16 protein-coding genes are annotated in these 22615 nt (G+C 68.4%); 9 read left to right on the top strand and 7 right to left on the bottom strand.

What is annotated here, in order from left to right; translation table 11 throughout:
• The first annotated feature begins 60 nt into the window (after window positions 1–60).
• From DDQ50_RS01865 to DDQ50_RS01845, 5 genes are read left to right on the top strand one after another with little or no spacing between them, the layout of a single operon-like run.
• The gene (locus DDQ50_RS01865) at window positions 61–1374 is read left to right on the top strand and encodes an ABC transporter substrate-binding protein (RefSeq protein WP_116755033.1); all 1314 of its coding nucleotides are present in this window, start codon (window positions 61–63) and stop codon (window positions 1372–1374) included.
• Window positions 1374–2315, top strand: a complete 942-nt coding sequence (locus DDQ50_RS01860) for a carbohydrate ABC transporter permease (RefSeq protein WP_116755032.1) — start codon at window positions 1374–1376, stop codon at window positions 2313–2315. The genes DDQ50_RS01865 and DDQ50_RS01860 overlap by 1 nt, the downstream gene beginning before the upstream one ends.
• Complete coding sequence (locus DDQ50_RS01855; RefSeq protein ID WP_116755031.1) at window positions 2315–3157, top strand: carbohydrate ABC transporter permease; 843 nt, start codon at window positions 2315–2317, stop codon at window positions 3155–3157. Before DDQ50_RS01860 ends, DDQ50_RS01855 begins: the two co-directional genes overlap by 1 nt.
• Window positions 3157–5076 (top strand): alpha-galactosidase, encoded by a 1920-nt coding sequence (locus DDQ50_RS01850; RefSeq protein WP_116755030.1) that lies wholly within the window; start codon window positions 3157–3159, stop codon window positions 5074–5076. The genes DDQ50_RS01855 and DDQ50_RS01850 overlap by 1 nt, the downstream gene beginning before the upstream one ends.
• Window positions 5077–5119: 43 nt before the next feature.
• Complete coding sequence (locus DDQ50_RS01845) at window positions 5120–5842, top strand: SDR family NAD(P)-dependent oxidoreductase (protein WP_240614198.1); 723 nt, start codon at window positions 5120–5122, stop codon at window positions 5840–5842.
• A gap of 211 nt (window positions 5843–6053) precedes the next feature.
• Here DDQ50_RS01845 and DDQ50_RS01840 read toward each other — a convergent pair whose 3' ends face one another.
• Entirely contained in the window at window positions 6054–8069 is a 2016-nt protein-coding gene (locus DDQ50_RS01840) for a glycogen debranching N-terminal domain-containing protein (protein ID WP_116755029.1), read from the bottom strand.
• A 188-nt stretch (window positions 8070–8257) separates the two neighbouring features.
• Between DDQ50_RS01840 and DDQ50_RS01835 the strand changes: the two genes are divergently transcribed.
• Window positions 8258–9328, top strand: a complete 1071-nt coding sequence (locus tag DDQ50_RS01835) for a LacI family DNA-binding transcriptional regulator (protein ID WP_116755028.1) — start codon at window positions 8258–8260, stop codon at window positions 9326–9328.
• Between the two features lie 135 nt (window positions 9329–9463).
• Here the strand turns inward: DDQ50_RS01835 and DDQ50_RS01830 are convergent, their stop codons facing one another.
• The gene (locus DDQ50_RS01830) at window positions 9464–10354 is read right to left on the bottom strand and encodes an SDR family oxidoreductase (protein ID WP_116755027.1); all 891 of its coding nucleotides are present in this window, start codon (window positions 10352–10354) and stop codon (window positions 9464–9466) included.
• A gap of 525 nt (window positions 10355–10879) precedes the next feature.
• Between DDQ50_RS01830 and DDQ50_RS01825 the strand changes: the two genes are divergently transcribed.
• Window positions 10880–11215 (top strand): hypothetical protein, encoded by a 336-nt coding sequence (locus DDQ50_RS01825; protein ID WP_116755026.1) that lies wholly within the window; start codon window positions 10880–10882, stop codon window positions 11213–11215.
• A 197-nt stretch (window positions 11216–11412) separates the two neighbouring features.
• Here DDQ50_RS01825 and DDQ50_RS01820 read toward each other — a convergent pair whose 3' ends face one another.
• The 5 genes from DDQ50_RS01820 to yczE all read right to left on the bottom strand — a co-directional run bounded on the left by DDQ50_RS01820 (window position 11413) and on the right by yczE (window position 17897).
• Window positions 11413–13500: an APC family permease gene (locus DDQ50_RS01820; RefSeq protein WP_116756029.1), complete on the bottom strand. Its 2088-nt coding sequence runs from the start codon at window positions 13498–13500 to the stop codon at window positions 11413–11415.
• Window positions 13501–13643: 143 nt separating this feature from the next.
• Complete coding sequence (locus DDQ50_RS01815) at window positions 13644–14267, bottom strand: PadR family transcriptional regulator (protein ID WP_116755025.1); 624 nt, start codon at window positions 14265–14267, stop codon at window positions 13644–13646.
• Window positions 14264–15067: a DUF4097 family beta strand repeat-containing protein gene (locus tag DDQ50_RS01810; protein WP_116755024.1), complete on the bottom strand. Its 804-nt coding sequence runs from the start codon at window positions 15065–15067 to the stop codon at window positions 14264–14266. The genes DDQ50_RS01815 and DDQ50_RS01810 overlap by 4 nt, the downstream gene beginning before the upstream one ends.
• A gap of 145 nt (window positions 15068–15212) precedes the next feature.
• Window positions 15213–16940, bottom strand: coding sequence for a glucose-6-phosphate isomerase (gene pgi / locus DDQ50_RS01805; RefSeq protein ID WP_116755023.1), 1728 nt, complete (start codon window positions 16938–16940; stop codon window positions 15213–15215).
• Between the two features lie 342 nt (window positions 16941–17282).
• Window positions 17283–17897: a membrane protein YczE gene (gene yczE, locus DDQ50_RS01800; RefSeq protein ID WP_116755022.1), complete on the bottom strand. Its 615-nt coding sequence runs from the start codon at window positions 17895–17897 to the stop codon at window positions 17283–17285.
• Window positions 17898–17957: 60 nt separating this feature from the next.
• Between yczE and yczR the strand changes: the two genes are divergently transcribed.
• Window positions 17958–19394, top strand: a complete 1437-nt coding sequence (gene yczR / locus DDQ50_RS01795; protein WP_116755021.1) for a MocR-like transcription factor YczR — start codon at window positions 17958–17960, stop codon at window positions 19392–19394.
• Between the two features lie 43 nt (window positions 19395–19437).
• A complete protein-coding gene (locus DDQ50_RS01790) occupies window positions 19438–22515 on the top strand; it encodes an efflux RND transporter permease subunit (RefSeq protein ID WP_116755020.1) in 3078 nt (1025 codons plus the stop codon).
• Window positions 22516–22615 lie beyond the last annotated feature (100 nt).

The following is a 22615-nucleotide window of genomic DNA, read 5'->3' as shown; positions in this document are numbered from 1 at the left end:
AAGCGGCTCCTGCAGCGGGAGCCGTCCAGCACAAGAGAAGCATCACAGGAAGGACCAGCAATGAAACGCACTCGTATCGGGGCCATCGTGGTGGCCGCCGGACTCGTGGCGGGCCTCGCCGCCTGCTCGGCAGGCGACGACAGCGGCGAGACCACCCTCACCATCTGGGACGGCGGTCTGCTGACCAAGAAGACGGATGACGGCGCCATCGCCGACAACTCGTTCCTCAACCAGGTCGCCACGCAGTTCGAGGAGGACAACCCCGGGGTCAAGGTCGACATCGTCACCACCTCGGGCGACATCGCCCAGGACGGCGCCCAGTTCCAGGCCGCGTCGATCGCCGGCAACGGTCCCGACATCCGTGTCGGCTACACCGGTGGCAACACGGTCGACTACTCCGACTTCCTCCTCGACCTCGACGGCACCTTCAGCGATGAGACGCTGAGCGACCTCACCGGATGGAACACCGTCCGCAAGGGGTACACCGAGGACGGTGCGCTCCTGGCCCTTCCCTACGGTGGAGGCTCGTACTTCTACGTCTTCTACAACAAGGCCCTCGCCGAAGAGGCGGGGCTCGACCTGAGCACCCCGCCCGCGACGTGGGAGGACCTCGTCTCGCTCGGCGAGGACGCGCTCGGCAAGACCGATGCCGTCCCGTTCTGGACGCCCAACCAGGAGGGCTACGTCGGCGCCTGGGTGATGGCGGCCCTCGTCGGCGGTGAACTCGGCCCCTCGGCCTTCACCGACATGTACAACGGCGACATCGCCGTCGACGACCCCGCGATGGTCAAGGCGTACAAGGCCTATTCCGAGCTCTACTCGAAGGGTCTGACCAACCCCGATGCGGGCAGCGTGGGCAACGCCGACCTGCTGACGGGCTTCGTCCAGGGCAACGGCGTGTTCATGATCTCCGGTGCGTGGGAGAACGGCGCTCTGCAGGAAGCCATGGGCGAGGATGCGGGTGTGTTCCCCATCCCGATGCTCGACGGCGCCCAGTACCCGAGCACCATCGCCGGCGGACCCAACGTCGCGGTGAGCATCACGAACTACTCGAAGAACCAGGACCTCGCGAAGAAGTTCCTGAACAAGCTCGCCGAGCCGGCGACGATCGATCAGTACGTTGAGCTGTTCCAGACCGAGCCGTCCAACAGTGCTCAGGCCGACACCTCGGTCATCACGAACTACTACCTCAAGTCCGAGGCCGAGTACGTGGCTGCAGCCGAGGATGTCGTCTACCCGTTCGACAATGTCATGCCCCAGTCGGTCATCGACTTGTTCTACAAGGTCAACGCCACCGTCTACACCGGGCAGACAACGCCCGAAGACGCCGTGTCGCAGCTGCAGGCCGCCTATGACAGCGAGACTGCTGGCTGATGACTGCACCAGCCGTCGCCTCCCTGGCCGCCCCCGCTTCGGCGGGGGCGGCCGGGGGGCGTCCCCCCAAACTGGCCCCGTGGCGCCGCCGCGAGCGCATGATCGGCCTCGCGGCCGTCGCCCCCGCGATCGTGCTCGTCATCGGGTTCATGATCTACCCGGTCTGCTACGCCGTCTGGATCTCGTTCAACAAGACCAACGGCCTGAACTTCGACTTCATCGGCCTCGGCAACTACACCAAGCTGCTCGCGGACCCGCTGCTGCACAAGGTGTTCCTCACCAACATCATCTTCCTGATCTCGGTGCCGCTCGTCATCGTCGCGGCGCTCGTCTGCTCGGTGCTGCTCTACGAGCGCATCCGCGGATGGAAGCTCTTCCGAGTCCTCTTCTTCGTGCCGAACGTGCTCTCGACGGCCGTCATCGGCCTCATGTTCAAGTCGCTCTTCTCCTACCGCGGCCCCGTCAACGCCGCCATCGTCGCGGCCGGTGGAACGCCGATCGACTTCTTCTCGAGCGCGGGCACCTCGATCGCGGTGATCATCGTCGCCCTCGTCTGGTCGGGCTTCGGCTACCAGACCCTGATCCTGCTGAGCGGCCTCTCGTCGATCAATCCCGAGATCTTCGAGGCGGCGACCGTTGACGGGGCCGGCTGGTGGAAGCGCCTCTGGTACATCACGCTTCCCAACATCCGCGGTGTCGTCGCGCTCGTCTCCATCCTCAACGTGCTCTACACGTTCACCGCCCTCTTCGGCTTCATCTTCGTCATGACGGCCGGTGGTCCGGGCTACGACACCACAACTCTCGACTACCTGATCTACACGCTCGCGTTCTCGTCGAGCCGCCTGGGCGAGGGCTCGGCGCTGGCGGTCATGGTCTTCCTCCTCATCGGAGGCCTGACCCTCATCCAGCTGCGATTCTTCAGAGCGACGGAGGACGACTGATGTCCACGACCACCTCGTCCACGCTGCCCCGGCGGGCGCGCGTCCCGATCTTCATCGTGCTGTGCCTCGTCGGCCTGTCGATCGCCTATCCGATCATCTATCTGGCGTTCACCGCGTTCCGCACTCGAGCCGATTACCTCGCCAACCCGTTCGGGATCCCGAGCGAGCTGACCCTGTCGAACTTCGTCACCGTCTGGAACAACTACGGGCTCGGCCGGGCGATCCTCAACAGCGTCATCGTCGTCGGGTTCGGTCTGGTCATCCAGCTGCTCGTGGCCGGTCTCGCCGGGTTCGCGCTCGCGAAATACCCGGTGCCGGGTGCGAAGTACATCTCGGCGACTCTCGTGTCGGTCATGCTCATCCCGGCCCAGGTGCTCATCATCCCGATCTACCTGCTGCTGTCGCGGATCGGACTGGTGGGGTCGCTGCCCGGCCTGATCCTGGTCTATGTGGCGACGGGGCTGCCGTTCGCCATCTTCTTCCTCACCGTCACCTACCGCGCGCTCGACACGAGTGTGCTCGAGGCGGCCCGGGTCGACGGCGCCGGATTCTGGCGGACGTTCCTCAACGTGGCGAGCCCCATGGCGATCCCCGGTCTGGCGACGCTCCTCGTGCTGCAGTTCATCGCGATGTGGAACGAGCTCCTCTTCGCCTACATCCTGCTGCCGAACGATCAGCTGCGACTGCTCACTCCGGCGCTCGCGCAGATCGGCGGCCGGTTCACCAACGATCAGCCGTTCGTCGCGGTGGGTCTGATCCTGACGGCGCTCCCGCCGCTCGTCCTGCTGTCGTTCGCCGCGAAGTACGTCATGAGCGGCCTCGGCGCGAGCCTCGGGCGCTGATGGCGGCGGAACTCACCGGCGACCGGATCCACCTCGCCGGGCAGGTCCTCTCGGGGGTCGGTCCTTCCGACGATCTGCCCGACGGGGTATCCGCCGATTGGTGGGCCGAGCCGCGCGGGACCGACGGGGGAGTGTGGGAGTTCCGGCTCCGCCTCTTCAACGTGTCCGACGAGACCGTCACCGTGACGCACGCCGACGCCTTCACCGCTGAGCTCGAACCCGGGCGGTGGCGTTCGCTGCACTTCGAGTCCGCGTGGGGTGGCGAGTTCGAACCCGTCGTCGAGGCGCTCGAAGGCGCGCTCGCCCTGCGAACCAGCGCGGGACGATCGTCGCTCGGCATCCACCCGTGGCTCGGGCTGGAGCGCGACGGTGCAGCGGTCGTCATCACCGTCGCGTGGAGCGGCAACTGGCATATCGATGTCGACGGCTTGGGCGGGGTGACAGCGGGTATCTCGCCCGCCGACTTCGCGGTGGCCCTCGCGCCGGGTGAGAGCTTCGAGGCTCCGGCCGTCCTGGTATCGGTGGCGACCGACATCGAGTCGGCCGGACTGCTCCTCGTGAGCGCTGTCGGCGCCGACATGATCCCGCGGTCGCAGTGGTCGGAGCGGATGCCCACCGAGTGGAACCACTGGTGGCCCTACGAGGACGTCGATATCGATCAGGCGGTGTTCCTCGCCGAGTCCCTCAGGGCGGTCGATGCGGGTCTCGAGGTCGCAACCCTCGATGCGGGCTGGTTCGGCAGGCCCGAGGCGTCCAGCGACTGGCAGCTCGAACGGGGCGACTGGGATCAGGTCAACAGCGCGCGCTTCCCCTCCGGTCTTCCTGCTCTGGCGGACGCCGTTCGGGCGTCGGGCGCGGAATTCGGCATCTGGATGGAGGCCGAGGCGGTGGGCGCCGGATCTCGGCTGCGGCGCGAGCACCCCGAACTGCTCGCTCTGCGCCGCGCGCCCGCGGGGCACCAGCCGACCGGGGTCGGGCTCGACCCCGACGATCCGACGTTCCTCGGTTACGTCTGCCTCGGATCCGCGGAGTCGCGCCGCTTCGTCGCCGACGCCCTCGATCGCGCGGTCTCCTCGACCGGTGCCACCTGGTTGAAGCTCGACTTCAACGTCGATCCCGGAAGCGGCTGCGACCGGACCGACCACGGCCACGGCGCGGGGGATGGCCTGCTGCGCCACTATCAGGGCCTCTACCGGGTGCTCGACGAGTTCCGCGAGGCGCACCCCGAGGTCATCCTCGAGGCCTGCTCGTCGGGCGGTCTGCGGATCGACCTCGGTCTCGCGCAGCACGTGCACTGCCTGTTCCTCTCCGACCCCGATTGGACCGAGCATCACCTCCAGGTCCTGTGGGGAGCGAGCCTGATGCTGCCGCCGGCCGCCATGCTGCACTGGAGCTGGTCCGAATGGCGTGGCGACAACCCTGACCAGGCGGTCGATTTCGGCGCGATCTCCGCCTCGACGTTCGACGCGATGCTCCGAGCGGCGATGCTGCAGCGATTCGGGGTGTCGATGAAGCTGACCGGGCTCCGGGACGACCTTTTCGAGCGTCTCCGCGAGCACGTCGCGATCTACCGCGACCGACTCGCGCCGCTGGTCCGAGCCGGGCGTCTGCGGCGGCTGACAGCGGCCCCGCTCCGCCATGGCCGCGGCGAACGAGCGCCGCGCTTGCAGCTGGAGCTCGGAACCGAGCATCTGCTGGCGGCCTTCCAGCTCGACGGGCAGCCCGTGGCCGGGGGACTGCGCTTCACCGCGCTCGAGCCCGACGCGCGCTACCGCGTCGAGATTCTCGGCGACGGGGCGGCGGTGAGCGAGGAGTCGGGCCGGGCGCTCATGGAGGCGGGCATCGAGGTCGTGGGCCCCGCGACCTCGTGGCTGATCCTCGCCTCGCGGATCAAGGACCCCGAGGGGCGCGACGACTGAGCCCGGCCGATCGCTCCGATGCGCGGCCGCGCGGGGTGCAAGAGTGAACGAGAACAAGGGAGTCGATGTGGAACCCCAGCAGGATGCACGAACGCGACGAGCGATCATCACCGGCGGTCAGAGCGGACTCGGTGCGGCTTGCGCAGCCCGGCTGCGCTCCGACGGGATCGAGGTCGTCACCTTCGACCTCTCCGCCGGTGCCGACGTCAGCATCGACATCACCGACCCGGCCGCGGTCGAGGCCGCCGTCTCTCAGGTCGGACCCGTGGACATCCTCATCAACAGTGCGGGTGTCGTGGGGCCCAACAAGCCGTTCTGGCAGATCGACCTGCCCGAGTGGCAGAAGACGTTCGACGTCAATGTGAACGGGCTGTTCAACGTCACGAAAGCCGTCGTACCCGGCATGATCGAGCGCGGCTGGGGGCGCATCGTCAGCATGGCCAGCATGGCGGGCAAGGACGGCAACCCCAACCTCAGCGCCTATTCGGCGAGCAAGGCCGCTGTCATCGGGCTCACGAAGTCGCTCGGCAAGGAGCTCGCCAAGACGGGCGTCATCGTGAACGCGATCGCGCCCGCCGTCATCGAGACGCCGATGAACGCGGCGACCTCACCCGAGGTGCTCGCGCACATCACCTCGCTCATCCCCATGGGTCGGGTCGGTCGTGCCGAGGAGGTCGCCGCTCTCGTCGCCTGGCTGACCTCCGATGAGATCAGCTTCTCGACCGGCGCGGTCTACGACATCAGCGGCGGTCGCGCCACCTACTGAGCGCCCGCGTCCCGCCTTCGTTTCGACGAGCTCAACGGGCGGCGGGTGCCCACTTCTGCGAGATCGAGGAGCGCGCAGCGTGTATCGAGGCGTGGCGCACTTTCGTTTCGACGAGCTCAACGGGCGGCGGGTGCCCACTTCTGCGAGATCGAGGAGCGCGCAGCGCGTATCGAGGCGCGGTGCACCTGCGGTTCGACGGCTGGTGCAGGCATCACTCGCGTGAGAGGCGTCCTGCGTCGGCGTCGAGGGTGAAGCGGTCGGCCCCGACTGCGAGGCCCGAGACGATCACGCCGCGGGCGAGGGGGGAGTCACCCGGTTCGACGATCAGGGTTCCGCTGTCCCGATCGGGCTCGAGCCCCGCGGCGGCGGCCAGCACCGCGACCGCGGCGGCGGCCGACCAGGCCTGCGGGCGGCAGGCCGCGGGGTACGGTACGGGTGCGCCGACCGTGCCGAAGGCGTCGCCCGAGTGCAGTTCGGGCATGCGGTAGCCGAAGCCCTCGGCGGCGCGGAGCAGGCCCTCGCTCAGCTCGGCCGCTTCGGCGACGTAGCCTTCGCGGCGCAGGCCGAGGATCGCGATCGCGGTGTCGTGCGCCCAGACGGAACCACCGTGGTAGCTGAGCGGCCAGTACCCCGCCGCGTCGGTGGCCATCGTGCGGAGCCCGTAGCCCGAGTTGAGCCGCTCCGACACGAGGTGGTGGGCGACGAGCCCCGCCTGCTCCGCGGACAGCAGGCCGGTGCCGAGCAGGTGACCGATGTTGCTGGTGAGCGAGTCGACGGGGCGCTTGTCGGCGTCGAGCGCGATCGCCGGGTACGCGCCGCCGTCGGCGTCGACCCAGAACTGCTCCGCGAAGCGCTTCTTGAGCGACTCCGCCCACTGGCGCCATTCATCGCCGCCGTCGCGTCCGAATCGGTCGAGCAGGTCTGCTCCGCCGATCGCGGCCTCGTAGGCGTAGGCCTGCACCTCGCAGAGTGCGATCGGTCCCTTGGCGAGGGTTCCGTCATTCCACTGGACGGAGTCGCCGGAGTCCTTCCAGCCCTGATTCGCGAGTCCGCGTCCGCTCTCGTCGATGTACTCGAGGAAGCCGTCGCCGTCGCTGTCGCCGAAGTCGCTGAGCCAGGCGAGGGCGGCCTCGAGGTGGGGGATGAGCGGCTCGATCTCGGCATCGTCGAGACCCCACCGCCACGCGTCGGACAGCAGGCAGATCCACAGGGCGGTCGCGTCGACGGTGCCGTAGTAGAGCGGCGGCAGCACGATGCCCTCGCCCGGCAGCTCCAGGCTCGATGAGCGGAGTTCGTGCATGATCTTGCCCGGCTGCTCCGCGGTCTGCGGGTCGGAGTGCGTGCCCTGCATGCCGGCCAGGACGCGGAGGGTGTCGCGGGCGAGATCGGTCCCGAACGGCAGCATCATCCGTGCCGCCCAGATGGAGTCACGGCCGAAGAGCGTGAAGAACCACGGTGCGCCCGCGGCGAGGAACACATCGTCCGAGTCGGCGACGCTCATCCGGAGGGAGCCGAGGTCGCGGAGGGCCGCGTCGACCCACCGGCGCAGGCGGACATCGTCGGCATGGACCGACACGCCCTCCCACGGCGACGCGGACGCGGGCGCGGTGACGACGGCGTCGTCGATCCGGGCTGTCACGTCCAGGGCCACCGTCGCCTGGGACTTGGGAGCGACCGTGACGTTCCACTCGACGACGAGTGTCGTGCGTGTCGCGCTGAGACGTGCATCGGGAGCCGTCAGCGCGGCGGTCACTCCGACGTGGGTCCAGGTCGCCGTAGCGCCGTCGACCGTCGGGAGGGCGGCGGGCAGATCGTCGCCGAGGCCGGACTTGATGGAGTCCATGCGCGCGAAGTCCGCCTCGATCGTCACGGCGAGGATCAGGTCGACCGGTGTCGAGAGCGTCGATTCGACGGTGAACTCCTCGCGGAGACCGTCGGGTCCGACGACGCGATTCCGGCGCAGGCGCACGCGCGGATCGGGGGAGGCGTCGTCGACGGTGCGCAGGAGCGAGACGAACTCGGCCCGATCCGCCGCCGCCGACGTCGAGATGATCTCGGGGACGCTGCCGTCGACGGTCGCGTTCATCCGGCTGAGCACGCGTCGGTCGCCGACGTAGAAGCCCGAGATGCCCTTGCCGCTCAGCTCGCCCGAGCGATCCGACCACGCCTGGGCCGGCGCGGCCAGGACGACGGTCGCCGAGTCGAGAAGGGGTTGCAGACCGGCCATGAGCGAGGACTCCTCTGTCGAGCGTCAAGGGTGCGGGGGGTGATGCCGAGGTCGGCCGGTCGTCACTCTATCCATTCTGATTTGAACGATCAAAGCGAAATGCGGGATGCTGTTCTCGAGCGCCGGGGTGGGACGATCATGGCAGCGCCGGTGTCCGCCGGTGCGGGGCCGACTCGGAGGGAGCAACGATGGCAGGCAAGCCCACCATCGACGACGTCGCACGCATCGCACAGGTCTCGCGTCAGACCGTCTCGAACGTCGTCAACTCGCCCGAGATCGTCCGTCCCGAGACCCGCGCCCGAGTCGAGGACGCCATCGGACAGCTCGGCTACCGTCCGCATGCTTCGGCCCGTCGTCTGCGGAGTCAGAAGTCGTCGACGATCGGCATCCGTCTCGCCGCCATGGGCGACGGCATCTCCGGCTCCGTGCTAGACCGGTTCCTCCATGCCCTCACCGAGGGGGCGTACGCGCGCGGCATGCGGGTCCTGCTCTTCACGGCCGACGACGACGCGGGGGAGATCGAGCAGATCGAGCGGCTCCGCGACGACCGGGACGCCGATGCGTTCGTGCTGACCTCGACCTCGCACTCCGACCTCCGCACGCGGTGGCTGCTCGACCAGGGCATCCCGTTCGTCACCTTCGGCCGACCGTGGGCTGCCGACGACATGGGCGATCCGATGCATCACTGGGTCGACGTCGACGGACGCGCCGGGTTGCGCGCCGCAGCCGAGCATCTGATCGCCACCGGCGCTCGCCGCGTCGCCTACCTCGGCTGGCCGAGCCCGTCCGCCACGGGAGACGACCGGCGTCGCGGCTGGGCCGATGCGATGTCGTCGCGCGGAGCCTCCGAGTCCGAGCTCGCCTCGCTCTCGATCGAGGCCGAGGAGGACGTCACCGCGGCCAGGGTCGCGGTGGCGGAGTTCCTCGATCGTCGACCCGACGTCGACGCCATCGCGACGGCCAGCGACTCGCTCGCCCTTGGCGCTCTGATCGCCACCACTGCGCTGGGACGTACGGACGTCGCGATCACCGGATTCGACAACACGCCCGTGGCTGCGGCAGTCGGGTTGACGAGCGTCGAACAGCGTCTCGGCATGGTCGCTGACGGCGTGCTGGAGCTGCTGATGGGTGTCTCGGGCCGCGACATCTCGATGCGCGAACCCCGTCCGGGCGAGGCGCACCGCCTCGTGACCCCCGAACTCGTCGTGCGCGGCTCAGGAGGCGGCGAACGTCCTGTTCCTGTCGTGGACCCGATGTGACCTCATCGCCTCCCGTCGATTGTCGGGTCGCGGCGCGACCGCGCGTCATTCACCGGTGGCACGGAAATGCCCCTCGACAGTGAAGCTGTCGAAGGGCATTTCGTGGAAGCCGACGAGTAGGTCGGAACCGCTGGGTCAGTGGGTGGGGGTGCCGCCCGTGACCGCGATGGTCTCGCCGCTGGTGTAGCTCGAGTCCTGCGACGCGAGGTAGACGTAGGTCGACGACAGCTCGACCGGCTGACCGGGGCGGCCGTACGCGGCCTCAGCGCCGAACTCCTCAATCTTCTCGTTCGGCACGCTCGACGGCTGCAGCGGAGTCCAGAACGGTCCCGGGGCAACACCATTGACCCGGATGCCGTCCTCGGCGAGCTGCTGAGCCATGGCGCGGGTCCAGTTGGCGATGCCGGCCTTCGTCACCGCGTACTCGACGAGAGTCGGCGATGGCACGAAGCCCTGGATCGACGACGTCGTGATGATCGAGGCGCCCGGCTTCAGGTGCCTCTTCGCGGCCTTCGTCAGCCAGAAGAGGGAGTGCACGTTGACCTTGAGCAGGTTGTCGAAGACCTCCGTGTCGAAGTCCTCGATGCCGGAGACGGTCGGCATGCGTCCGCCGATCATGACGAGCAGATCGAGTCCGCCGAGCGCGGCGACCGTCTTCTCGACCAGCTCGGCGTTGAAGGCCTCATCGGCGAGATCGCCGGGGATCAGCTCGACCTTCGCACCGCCGTCGCCGGCGTACTTGGCTGTGTCCTCGGCGTCCTTCTGCTCTTCGGGCAGGTAGTTGAGGGCGACATCCGCACCCTCCCGACCGAATGCGATCGCGACCGCGCGACCGATTCCCGAGTCGCCTCCGGTGATGAGGGCTTTGCGGCCGGCGAGACGACCGGAGCCCTTGTAGCTCTCCTCGCCGTGATCGGCGGGCGGGTCCATCTGGAAGATGGTTCCGGGGACCGGCTGCTGCTGGGGCTTGAACGGGGGCTGCGGGTACTTCTTCGTGACGTCTTGGGGTTCGTAGAGATCAACCATGGTTCGACGCTACGGCGGTCTCCAACTAACTTCCAGCGAGCGCCCAGACTCACGGCTCCAGCGCACGAAGGACACGGCCAAATCCCACTATTGAGCCGCGGTCACCTTCGTGCGGGTACCGCCCGCTGAGCCTGTCGAAGCGAAGGTGTCTTCTTGGTTGCCCTTCATTTCGACGGGCTCAATGGGCGGGCTAGGCGGGCCGCCAGCTGAGCTCGTCGAAGCGCGGGTGTCTCCTTCGACCCTTCATTTCGCTTCGCTCAATGGGCGGGCTGGGTCCGACCGCCGAGCCTGTCGAAGCGCGGGTGTCTTCTTGGTCGCCCTTCATTTCAACGGGCTCAATGGGCGGTCAGCTTCCCGCCCGCTGAGCGCAGCGAAGCGAAGGGACTTGGCAGGCTCGACCCCTATCATTCGCCGGGCTCAGTGGGCGGGGGCTCGGTGCAGGGCCGGGACGAATCGACCCGCCGAGTGGCGGCCTGTCGAGCGTGCCCTGCCCGCTGAGCTTGTCGAAGCGAAGGACTCGGCTGGATGGTCCGCATTCATCTGTCCTGCGTGACTGATACCGAGCCGACGCCCGCGTCACCGGTATCCGGCCTCATCACCAAGAGGATGGATGCCGACCGGGGCCGGGTGAGTGGCATCGCGCGAATCGTGGTGGGTTTGGGCTGGGCAGCCATCGGTGCCCTCAACTCATCCCGCAGCCCCGAAGATGCCCTCTACTGGTGGCTGGTGGCGGGCTATGTCGCAATCGCTATCTTCTCGGTCCTGTCAGGAGTCGCCACGTTACGGGCGCGCGCGAAGCGCATCACCCTCTTCGATGCGGAGTACGGCGTTGACGCTGGTCGACAACCGCCGCGTGCGTGAACTCGACGGGAGTCGCACGCGACTCGTCCCCGCCCGCTGAGCGCAGCGATGCGAAGGTAGCGAGGCGGCCGGGAGCCCTTCATTTCGCTTCGCTCAATGGGCGGGCTCGGCCCATCGCCCGCTGAGCCTGTCGAAGCGCAGGGCTCACCTTCGTTGCCCTTCATTTCGACGGGCTCAATGGGCGGGCGGCGGGCCGGTTACTTCTTGCGGGGTTGCTTCTTGTTGACCGGGATCGGCTTGACGATCTCGACGTCCGGGTCCTTCGGGCGCAGGGCGTTCGCGGTGGCCACGGCCGAGCGGGTCGCGTCCTCCCGGGCGGGCCGGAGCGGGGTGCGCGAGATGGGGCGGACCGGCTCTCCGCGTCGATCCTGGCCGGGAACCGGACGGGACCGGCGCCCGTAGATGAGGTCGGACGAGTCGAGCAGCCACGGCACGATCGCGATGGCGACGCCGTGCTGCAGCGCCAGTTTCTGCTGGATGCGCCGCGCCTTGTGGTTGTGCAGCAGCCGCTCCCACCAGTGGCCGACGATGAAGGCCGGCAGGTAGACGGTGACGACCTCGCCGCCGCTGTGCTCCTGATGCTTGCGGATGTACTTCACCAGCGGCCAGCCGATGTCGCGGTACGGCGAGCGGAGCACGCAGAGCGGCACCTTGATGTTCATCGAGCGCCACTCGGCCTCGAGCTTGTCGGTCGCCTCGTCGTCGACCGAGACGTGCACGGCCTCGAGGCTCTCGTGGCGGGCGGCGATCGCGTAGTCCAGTGCCTTGAGCGTCGGCTTCTGGAGGCGGCCGACGAGGACGATCGCGTGGTCGTGCACGGACCCGAAGGTCACGTGCGGGTCGATCTCGACCTCTTTCTCGACGTCGCGGTAGTACCGGTTCACGCCGAGCATGAGTGTGTAGAGGATCGGCATGACGACGAACACGATCCATGCGCCGTGCGTGAACTTCGTGATCGTGACGACGATGAGGACGCTGCCCGTCATCAAAGCGCCGACCGCATTGATCGACAGTGCCCCCCAGATGGTGCTCGCCTTGCCCCGACCGGCCCGCAGTTCGCGCAGCCAGTGCCGGACCATGCCCGTCTGTCCGAGGGTGAACGAGACGAAGACGCCGATGATGTACAGCTGGATCAGGCCGGTCACGCTGGCCTGGTAGACGAGCAGGATGACGGCGGCGCACGCGGCGAGGATCAGCACGCCGTTCGAGTAGATGAGGCGGTCGCCGCGGGTCGAGAGAGCCTTGGGCGCGTAGCCGTCTTTCGCGAGCACGGAGCCGAGCAGCGGGAAGCCGTTGAATGCGGTGTTCGCAGCGAGCAACAGCACCGCTGCCGTCGTGGCCTGGATCACGAAGAAGAGGATCGAGTTGTTGCCGAAGACCGACGACGCGATCTGCGCGATCAGACTCCGCTGGGGCACGTCGCCGCAGTTCGCGTAACCGATGAGGTCGCAGGTGCGCTCCGCGTAGTGGACATCGGCGATCAGGGCGAGGGTGGTCAGGCCGGCGAAGAGCACGATCGCGATGCCGCCCATGAGCACGAGGGTCGACTGCGCATTGCGGATCTTCGGTCGGCGGAAAGCCGGGACGCCGTTCGAGATCGCCTCGACTCCGGTCAGCGCCGAGCAGCCACTTGAGAACGCGCGGAGGAGAAGCAGAACGAACGCGGCCTGTGTGAGCTGCTCGCCTTGAACCTCGTATCCCGCCGACTCGGCGACGGGTGCATCGCCGAGGGCAGTGCGGACGAGACCTACCACGACCATGATGAACACGCTCGCGACGAACAGGTAGGTGGGAACCGCGAAGGCCTTGCTCGACTCGCGGACACCCCGGAGGTTCACCGCGGCGAGGAGGATGACGAAGAAGATCGCGAGCTCGACCCGCAGCGGTGCGAGTCCCGGAAGTGCCGAGATGATGTTGTCGACACCGCTCGCGACCGAGACGGCGACGGTCATCACGTAGTCGACGAGCAGCGCCGACGCGACGACGAGCCCGGCCTTCTCGCCGAGGTTCTTGCTCGCGACCTCGTAGTCGCCGCCACCGGACGGGTACGCCTTGATCAGCTGACGGTAGGACGCCACGACGACGATCAGGAGCACGACGACCGCGGCCGCGACCCAGGGAGCGAAGCTGAGGAACGCGAGCCCGCCGAGCAGCAGGATCATCAGCAGTTCCTGCGGCGCGTACGCCACCGAGCTGAGCGGGTCGCTCGCGAAGATCGGGAGCGCGTACCGCTTGGGCAGCAGCTGACCTTCGAGCTGATCGCTCGGCAGTTTGTCGCCGATCAACCAACGTTTGACGGTGCTGCCGCCGTCGGCCTCGCCGGCCTCCGGGGTCTGAGTCACGAGCGACGACACTACTCCCGGCCCTTGCGCTGTCAATACCGCCACGGGAGCGCGTTCAGTCCCCATTCAGGGGGGCGAGCGCCTGCTCAGCGACCGAGACTGCCCCGGATGCGTCCCAGGAGGTCGTCGAGTCCCGCGGAGATCAGCTCCGTCGTCTCCTGGCTGAGCGTCCCGCCTTCGGCGGCGATACGCAGGTCGGAGCGGAGTTCGTTGCGGAACCGTGACACTGCGGAGTCCGCGTCCTGGAGTCGCATCCGCGACGTCACACGGGCGTCGTCGGTGTCGCGTCGAGCCTGCTGCCCCGAGGACCGGGCGCCCTCCCGGGCGTCGCGGGCGGAGGCGGCGAGGTCGGCGCGCAGCGTCTTCATGGCGTCGTCCACCGAGCGGCGGACCTCGTCGGCGAGATGCCGGACCGAGTCCGTGACCTGACCCTCGATCCCCTCCAGTTCGTCGCGGCGGGACTCGAGCTCGACCCGGCCGGCGTCGGTGATGGCGTAGACGGTCTTGCGCCCGTCGGACTGCTTCGTGACCAGCCCGTCGTCCTCGAGCTTCGCGAGACGCGGGTAGATGGTGCCGGCGCTCGGAACGTAGGTTCCCCCGAACTGCTCCGTCAGTGCCTGCATCAGCTCGTAGCCGTGCCGGGGCCGCTCGTCGAGCAGTGCGAGCAGGTAGAGGCGGAGGTGGCCGCGCCCGAAGACCGCGGGGCTCACGCGTGGATCCCGTGCAGCACCGAGATCGACCCGGAGACGCTGTTCGCGCGGAAGTCGACGGCCTGGGCGCCGGGGGCGGCTCCCTTGCTCGAGACGTATTCGCCGCGCAGGCCGGTGATGTGCTCGTCGTCGAGCTGCAGTCGTCCGGTCGCGGTGCTGATCCGGTAGCGGAGCGGTACGTCGGGCTCGAAACGCGCCGTCACGCCGCCGGTGACCGAGTTGGTGGCCACCGACTCGGGGAAGCCGACCATGTCGAGGAAGACGGCGCCGCTGACGCTGTCGCAGGCGAACCGGCTGATCTCACCCGATGCGGTGACATCGCCGCTCACGGTGTTGACCGAGATGCCGCCGACGTGAGCGCGGACCGAGACCTCGCCGCTGACCGCGTTGAACTGCGCGTCGCCCCGGTGGCTGTCGAGGACGACCTCGCCGGTGACGGTGCTGATCGACGCGTCGCCGATCAGGCGCGAGACCAGGACGGAGGCGCGGACGACGCCGAGCTTCAGTGCGACGGAGTGGGGCACCATGACGGTGACGTCGGCACGGGCGCGGTCCCGGAACGCTCCGAAAACGTCGAGGAAGTTGTCCCATCCGATCTGGGGGTGGTCGATCTCGAGGCGGTCCCCGTCGATCGAGACGGCGAGCGGCTTGCCCGAGACGGAGTGGACCTCGACACGAGCGCCCGGGTCGTCGTGTCCGATGATCGTGATCTCACCGCCGATGAGGCCGACCTTGAGGCGTCGGACATGCTCGACATCGATCACACGGGGCCCGTCGACGAACCATTTCTCCTGAGCCATCCGCGTCTCCCTTCACGATATATCGCGTTGACGAGACACACGATATATCGCGTTTATCGGAGGATGCAAGCGTTTCGTTCGTGCTCGGGGAAAAGAAAGGGGGCGGATGCCGAAGCATCCGCCCCCTCCTCTCAACCGCCGGCCGTCACCGGCGCAGTTCGAGGTACTTCGCGATGAGCGCCTTCGTCGACGAGTCCTGTGCGTCGAGTGCGTCGGTGTCGCCGTCGACCGCCGGCGTGATCTGCAGCGCGAGCTGCTTGCCGAGCTCGACACCCCACTGGTCGAACGAGTCGATGCCCCAGATGGTGCCCTCGGTGAACACGATGTGCTCGTACAACGCGATCAGCTGACCGAGCACGCTCGGGGTGAGCTCCGGGGCGAGGATCGAGGTGGTGGGTCGGTTGCCGCTGAAGGTGCGGGCCGAGACGATCGACTCCTTCGTGCCCTCGGCGCGGACCTCTTCGGCTGTCTTGCCGAAGGCGAGCGCCTTGGTCTGCGCGAAGAAGTTGGCGAGGAAGAGGGAGTGCACGTCAGCGCCCGGCTCGACTGCTCCGCCGTCGCCGCTGTCATCCGTCAGACCGTGCGCTGGGTTGGCGACGGCGATGAAGTCGGCGGGGATGAGGCGGGTGCCCTGGTGGATCAGCTGGTAGAAGGCGTGCTGGCCGTTCGTGCCCGGCTCGCCCCAGAAGATCTCACCGGTGTCGGTGGTCACGGGCGAACCATCCCAGCGGACGCTCTTGCCGTTCGACTCCATGGTGAGCTGCTGCAGGTAGGCGGGGAACCGGTGCAGATACTGCGCGTACGGCAGGACCGCGTGGCTCTGGGCTCCGAGGAAGTCGGCGTACCAGACGTTCAGCAGTCCCATCAGCACGGGCACGTTGCGCTCGAGCGGTGTGCTGCGCATGTGCTCGTCGATCGTGTGGAATCCGGCGAGGAACTCGCGGAACCGATCGGGGCCGATCGCGACGGCGACCGAGGTGCCGATGGCGGAGTCGACGGAGTAGCGCCCGCCCACCCAGTCCCAGAACCCGAAGGCGTTCTCGGGGTCGATGCCGAAGGCGGCGACCTTCTCCAGCGCGGTGGACACGGCGACGAAGTGCTTGGCGACGGCTCCGCTGCGGGCCTCGTCGGTGTCGGCGATCGCACCGGAGCGACCGAGGCGCTCCCACAGCCACTGCCGTGCGAGGCGTGCGTTCGTGAGGGTTTCGAGAGTGCCGAACGTCTTGGATGCGACGATGAAGAGAGTGGTCTCGGGGTCGAGGTCGGCGGTCTTCTCGTAGATGTCGGAGGGGTCGATGTTCGACACGAAGCGGCATTCGAGACCGGCCTGCACATAGGGCTTGAGCGCCTCGTAGACCATGACCGGGCCGAGGTCGGAACCGCCGATGCCGATGTTGACGACCGTCTCGATGCGCCTGCCGGTCACGCCCGTCCATTCGCCGGAGCGCACCTTGTCGGCGAACGCGTAGACCTTGTCGAGCGTTGCGTGCACGTCGCCGTCGATGTCCTGGCCGTCGACGGTGAAGCCCTTCGGCGGTTCGAGATCGGATCCTTCAGCGGGGCGGCGCAGCGCCGTGTGCAGGACGGCCCGGTCCTCGGTGACGTTGATGTGCTCGCCCGAGATCATGGCCCGGTAGCGAGGGGCGACGCCGCTCAGCTCGGCGAGCTGCAGGAGCTGCGCGAGGATCTCGTCGGTCAGCAGATTCTTCGACAGATCGACGGTGAGATCGCCGGCCTGGAAGGTGTAGCGCTCGGCCCGTCCGGCGTCGTCGGCGAACCAGGCGCGCAGGTCGGGTGAGAAGTCGGTGGCGATATCTGAGAGCAGTTGCCACGCATCCGTGGTCGTCGGGTCGAGCGGAGCGGATTCGGTCATGGGATTCTCCCGGAGCCAGGTCGGTGGGTGCTGCCGCGCACACGGCACGGGTCACCAGAAAACCTATCGCCGCCATCTGACCGCCACCCGCCCGTCGAGCCGAGGTAGCCGCCCGTTGAGCCCGTCGAAACGCCCCGCCCGCCGAGCGAAGAGCCCGTCCGCTGAGCGAAGCGATGCGAAGACGCCGCCCGCTGAGCGAAGCGATGCGAAGGGAGGAACGACCCCTCGCCTCCGCCCTTCATTTCGCTGCGCTCAATGGGCGGGCGGGCGGGCGGGCGGGCGGGTGCGGCCACTCGTTTCGACGGGCTCAACGGGCGGCGGGTGCCTGCCTTGTCGGTGACCTCAGCCGGCCGCGGGGGCCGCTGTTCGCGGTGCCCGCAGCGCGAGCAGCGGGATGGTGCGGTGGCAGAGCGGTCCGATGAACACGGCGAACGCCAGCGTCCCGACGCCGACATTGCCGCCGAGCAGCCAGCCGGCCGCGAGGACGGTGATCTCGATCGTCGAGCGCGACAGCCAGATCGGCCAGCCGAATCGCTTGGAGACGCCGGTCATGAGTCCGTCGCGGGGGCCTGCCCCGTAGTCGGCTCCCACGTAGATCCCCGTCGCAGCCGCGAGCAGCAGAAGTCCGCCGGCGAATAAGGCGACCTTCCCGACGATCGGTTCCGGGGCGGGGATCAGCCAGATCGCGACCTGGGCCATCGAACCGACGATGAGCACGTTGAGCAGTGTCCCGACCCCGGGCTTCTGCCGCAGCGGGATCCAGAGAAGAAGGAGGAGCGCTCCGATCACGTTGGTCACGACCCCGAAGAGCAGGCCGGTCTGCGTGGAGATCCCCTGTGCGAGCACCGCCCAGGGACTCACGCCGATCGCGGCCTGCACGATCATGCCGTCGGCGATCCCGTACAGCGCGAGCCCGACGAGAAGAGTCGGTATGCGGACGGAATGACGTGAACCCATATCATGAGTGAAACGCGAATTGGTATCTAAGAAAAGGTCCACTTTCGCTACAGTGGTCTGATGGTCCGCACCGTCAGCCCGCAGCAGCTCGCCGACCTGCTCGCCGGCTGGCGCGACGGTGACGGGGCCGGTTACGCGGTGCTCGCGGCACGCATCCGGCTGCTCGCGATCGACGGCCGGATCCCGGCGGGAAGCCGACTCCCGTCCGAGCGCGAACTCGCCGACCGGCTCGGTGTCAGCCGCACGACCATCGGCGCCGCGCTGGATGAGCTGCGTGCATCGGGCTACGTCGAGACCCGGCGCGGATCGGGAAGCATCATCCGCATTCCCGGAACCCACGCCCACCGGCACGGGTCGCTCGGCCCGCTGGGGCCCCGGCTCGACTTCACGACCGCGTCCGCAGGGGCGACCCCCGGGTTCCAGTGGGCCGCCGAACGAGCGGTCAGCGCGTTGCCGTCGGTGCTCGGAGGTCCCGGATACGAACTCATCGGACTCCCGCAGCTCCGAGAAGCGCTCGCCGAACGCTACACAGCGCGCGGACTGCCCACCCGGCCGACCCAGATCATGGTGACCTCCGGCGCCCAGGCCGCCATCACCCTGGCCGCCCGGGTGCTGCTCGGCCGGGGCGACCGTGCGGTGGTGGAGTCCCCGGGCTACCCGCACGCCTACGAGGCGCTCCGTCTGGCCGGCGCACGGCTCATCCCGCTCGCCGTCGACGCGACCCACGGGTGGAAGGCCGATGAGGCCGTCGAGCTGATCCGGGGCGTCGCGCCCAAGGTCGCCTACCTGATGCCCGACTTCCACAACCCGACCGCGCGGACCATGCCGGAGACGACACGCGAGCGCATCGCCCGCGCGGCCCGCGAGTCGGGCAGCACCCTGCTGATCGACGAGACGACCGGGGAGCTCGACATCGACCGCGGCCGGCGTGCACCCTTCGCGGCTGTGGTACCGGCCGGCACCTCGGTCGTCACTATCGGCTCGGCGAGCAAGACCATGTGGGGCGGACTCCGGGTGGGCTGGTTGCGAGCGAGCGAGGACGTCATCGCCGAACTCGCGATCGCCCGGCCGCACGGCGATCTCGGCACGGCCGTGCTCGACCAGCTGATCGTGACCGAGCTGCTCGCCGACTTGGACGCCATCCTCGAGCACCGCCGAGCTGAGCATCTGATCGCGCGCGACGCCCTCGCTGCAGCGCTCGCCGAGAGGCTGCCGAGCTGGCGGATGCCGCGAGTCGACGGGGGGCTCGCCGCCTGGGTGCATTTCGACCGGCCGGTCAGCTCGCAGCTCGCGATCGGCGCCCGCGATCGCGGCCTGCGCATCCCGGCCGGCCCGTGGTTCGGTCTCGACGGCGCGTACGAGCGGTTCATCCGCATCCCGTTCGGTCCGGGGCCGGAGGCTGTGCGCAACGCGGTCGACATCCTCGCCGAGGTATGGGCGGACGTGGCCGACGCGCCCGTCTCGAGCGAGACGTCGTCGCTGTCGGCGGTCGTCTGAGACCGATGCTTCCCCGTTACATCGATCCGGGATAATCGCGAAGGTGCATCTCCTCGCGATCGCCAGCCTCAAGAACAGGGCGCTCATCGCGCTCATCACGATCGTCGCGGCGGTGTTCGGCGGACTCGCGCTGACCTCGCTCAAACAGGAGCTGATCCCGTCGATCGAGTTCCCGCAGATCGCGGTCATCACGACCTACACGGGGGCGTCTCCCGAGGTCGTGAACGACAGTGTGAGTACCCCTATCGAGCAGGCCATCCGCGGGGTGGCGGGGGTCGAGAGCACTTCGGCGACCTCCAGTGCGGGCAGCTCGGTCGTCAGCGCGACCTTCACCTACGGGGTCGATCTCGCCGCGAGCGAGAACAAGGTCTCGGCGGCGATCAACCGCATTCGCTCGATCCTTCCCGACGACCTCGATCCGCAGGTTCTCAGCGGCAGCATCTCCGACTTCCCGATCATCCAGGTCGCCGCGTCGGGTGACAGCACCACTCTCGCCGACGACCTCGACCGCGTCGCGCTGCCCGCGCTCGAGGAACTCGCCGGGGTCCGCGGCGTCACGCTGTCGGGTGCTCCCGGTCAGCGGATCACGATCACGCCCGACACCGCCGCGCTCGGGGCTCTCGGCCTGACCCCCGCCGCCATCGGCGATGTCGTCCGATCGAGCGGTGCGCTCGTCCCGGCAGGCAGCATCACGCAGGACGGCTCGACCCTCTCGGTTCAGGCCGGAACCCGACTCGGCTCCGTCGACGACATCGCCGCGCTGCCCCTCGCGGCCGGAACCTCGACGATCGGCGACGTCGCGACGGTCGCGCTCGTCGACAACCCCGTCACCTCGATCTCCCGCGTCAACGGCGAACCCGCGCTGACGCTCGCCGTCACCAAGCTGCCCGCGGCCAACACGGTCGAGGTGTCCCACCTCGTCACCGACGCCCTGCCGGGCATCTCCGACCAGCTCGACGGCGTCACGTTCACGACCGTGTTCGATCAGGCGCCGTACATCGAGCAGTCGATCGAGTCGCTCGCGACGGAGGGTCTGCTCGGCCTGGTGTTCGCCGTCATCGTGATCCTCGTCTTCCTCCTCTCCGTGCGGGCGACGCTCGTCACGGCCATCTCGATCCCGACCTCCGTGCTGATCACGTTCATCGGCATGCAGTTCTCCGGGTACACGCTCAATCTGCTGACCCTCGGCGCTCTGACGATCGCGATCGGGCGCGTAGTCGACGACTCGATCGTCGTCATCGAGAACATCAAGCGGCATCTCGCGACCGACCATGACGACAAGCTCTCGACGGTCGCCCGAGCCGTTCGCGAGGTCGCCGGCGCCGTGACGGCGTCGACGATCACGACGGTGGCCGTCTTCCTCCCGATCTCGTTCGTGCAGGGAGCGACGGGCGAGCTCTTCCGGCCCTTCGCGCTGACCATCACGATCGCGCTCGCCGCGTCGCTGTTCGTCTCCCTCAGCATCGTCCCGGTGCTGGCCTACTGGGTGCTGAAGGCGCCCAAGGTCCACCGCCACTCCGACGGCGCCGAATCCGCCGAGCAGCCGACGCGCCTGCAGAAGCGGTACCTCCCGCTTCTGCGCGTGACCCTCGCGCACAAGGTGATCACGCTCGTCATCGCGTTCGTGATCCTCGCCGGCACGGTTCCGCTGCTGGGGCTCCTGAAGACCAACTTCCTCGGCTCGAGCGGTCAGAACACCCTCTCCGTCACCGAGACGTTCGACCCCGGGACCAGCCTCGAAGTCCAGGACGCCGCGGCGAAGCGCGCCGAGGAGGCGCTGCAGGACATCGATGGGATCGAGACCGTCCAGGTCTCGCTCGGCAGCGCTGGCGGGGCGCTCGCGGCGTTCAGGGGAGGCGGCGGATCGACGCAGGCCACCTACTCGATCACCACGAGCGACGACGCCGACGCGGACGCCCTGCAGGTCGACGTGCGCAACACCCTCGACGCCCTCGAGGACGCCGGCACGTTCTCGGTGGCGGCGTCGAGCGGATTCGGCACCTCGAGCGCGATCGACGTCGACATCACGGCGAGCAACCAGGAGGACCTGCAGGCTGCGGCCGACCAGGTCCTGACGGCGATGCGCGACCTCGACGGGGTCGCCGAGGCGACCAGCAACCTGGAGGCCGCCCAGCCCTTCATCCAGGTCGCCGTCGATCGAGACGCGGCATCCGCCGCCGGCTACACCGAGGTCGCGCTCGCCGGATTCGTCTCGCAGGCCATGCAGCCGTCGGCGCTCGGGTCGATCACGATCGACGACCAGCAGCTGACGATCTACGTCGAGCCGACATCGGTGCCGACGACCCGTGACGGTCTGGCCGCACTCGAGGTGCCGACGGTTCGGGGGCCTGTCCGATTGGACTCCCTCGCCGCAGTGGAAGTGACCGACGGCCCGTCGAGCATCTCGACGGTGAACGGTACCCGCAGCGCAACCGTCTCGGTCACCCCCGCGTCCGACGACCTGACCGCCGCGAACGCGCAGGTGACGCAGGCGCTCGCTGATATCGACCTGCCGACCGGCACCGATGCGACCCTCGGTGGGGTCTCGTCCGACCAGGGTGACGCCTTCAGCCAGCTCTTCCTCGCGCTGCTGGCCGCCATCCTCATCGTCTACGTGGTCATGGTCGCGACCTTCCGCAGCCTGCTGCAGCCGCTGCTGCTGCTCGTCTCGGTTCCGTTCGCGGCGACCGGCGCGATCCTGCTCCAGGTCGTCACGGGCATCCCGCTCGGCGTCCCGTCGATCATCGGCCTGCTGATGCTGGTCGGAATCGTGGTGACGAACGCGATCGTGCTCGTCGACCTGGTGAATCAGTATCGGGATCGAGGACTGCCCGTCGTCCAGGCCGTCACGGAGGGCGCCACCCGCCGTCTCCGTCCGATCTTGATGACCGCGCTCGCGACCATCTTCGCGCTGCTGCCGATGGCCCTCGGTCTGACCGGCGGAGGCGGGTTCATCTCGCAGCCGCTCGCCCTCGTCGTCATCGGGGGACTGGTGTCGTCGACGGTGCTGACGCTCGTCGTCCTCCCCGTCCTCTACTCGCTCGTGTACGGCGGTTTCGAACGCCGGGCGGGGCTCCGACGGGCGCGCGAGGCCGAGCGCGAGCAGGCATCCGCCGTCTGATCGGCTGGTGACAGACCGGCGATGTTCCGGTAACGTAGTTCGGTCGGCTCGTGACGAGAGCATCGGTGACGCCGGTGCGGCCCTGATTCAGATCTATTCC

It is taken from the genome of Amnibacterium flavum, from assembly GCF_003097495.1.
GTDB lineage: Bacteria > Actinomycetota > Actinomycetes > Actinomycetales > Microbacteriaceae > Naasia > Naasia flava.
Note: the sequence above shows the minus strand (reverse complement) of the source record. Positions and strands in the feature narration are given on the sequence as shown.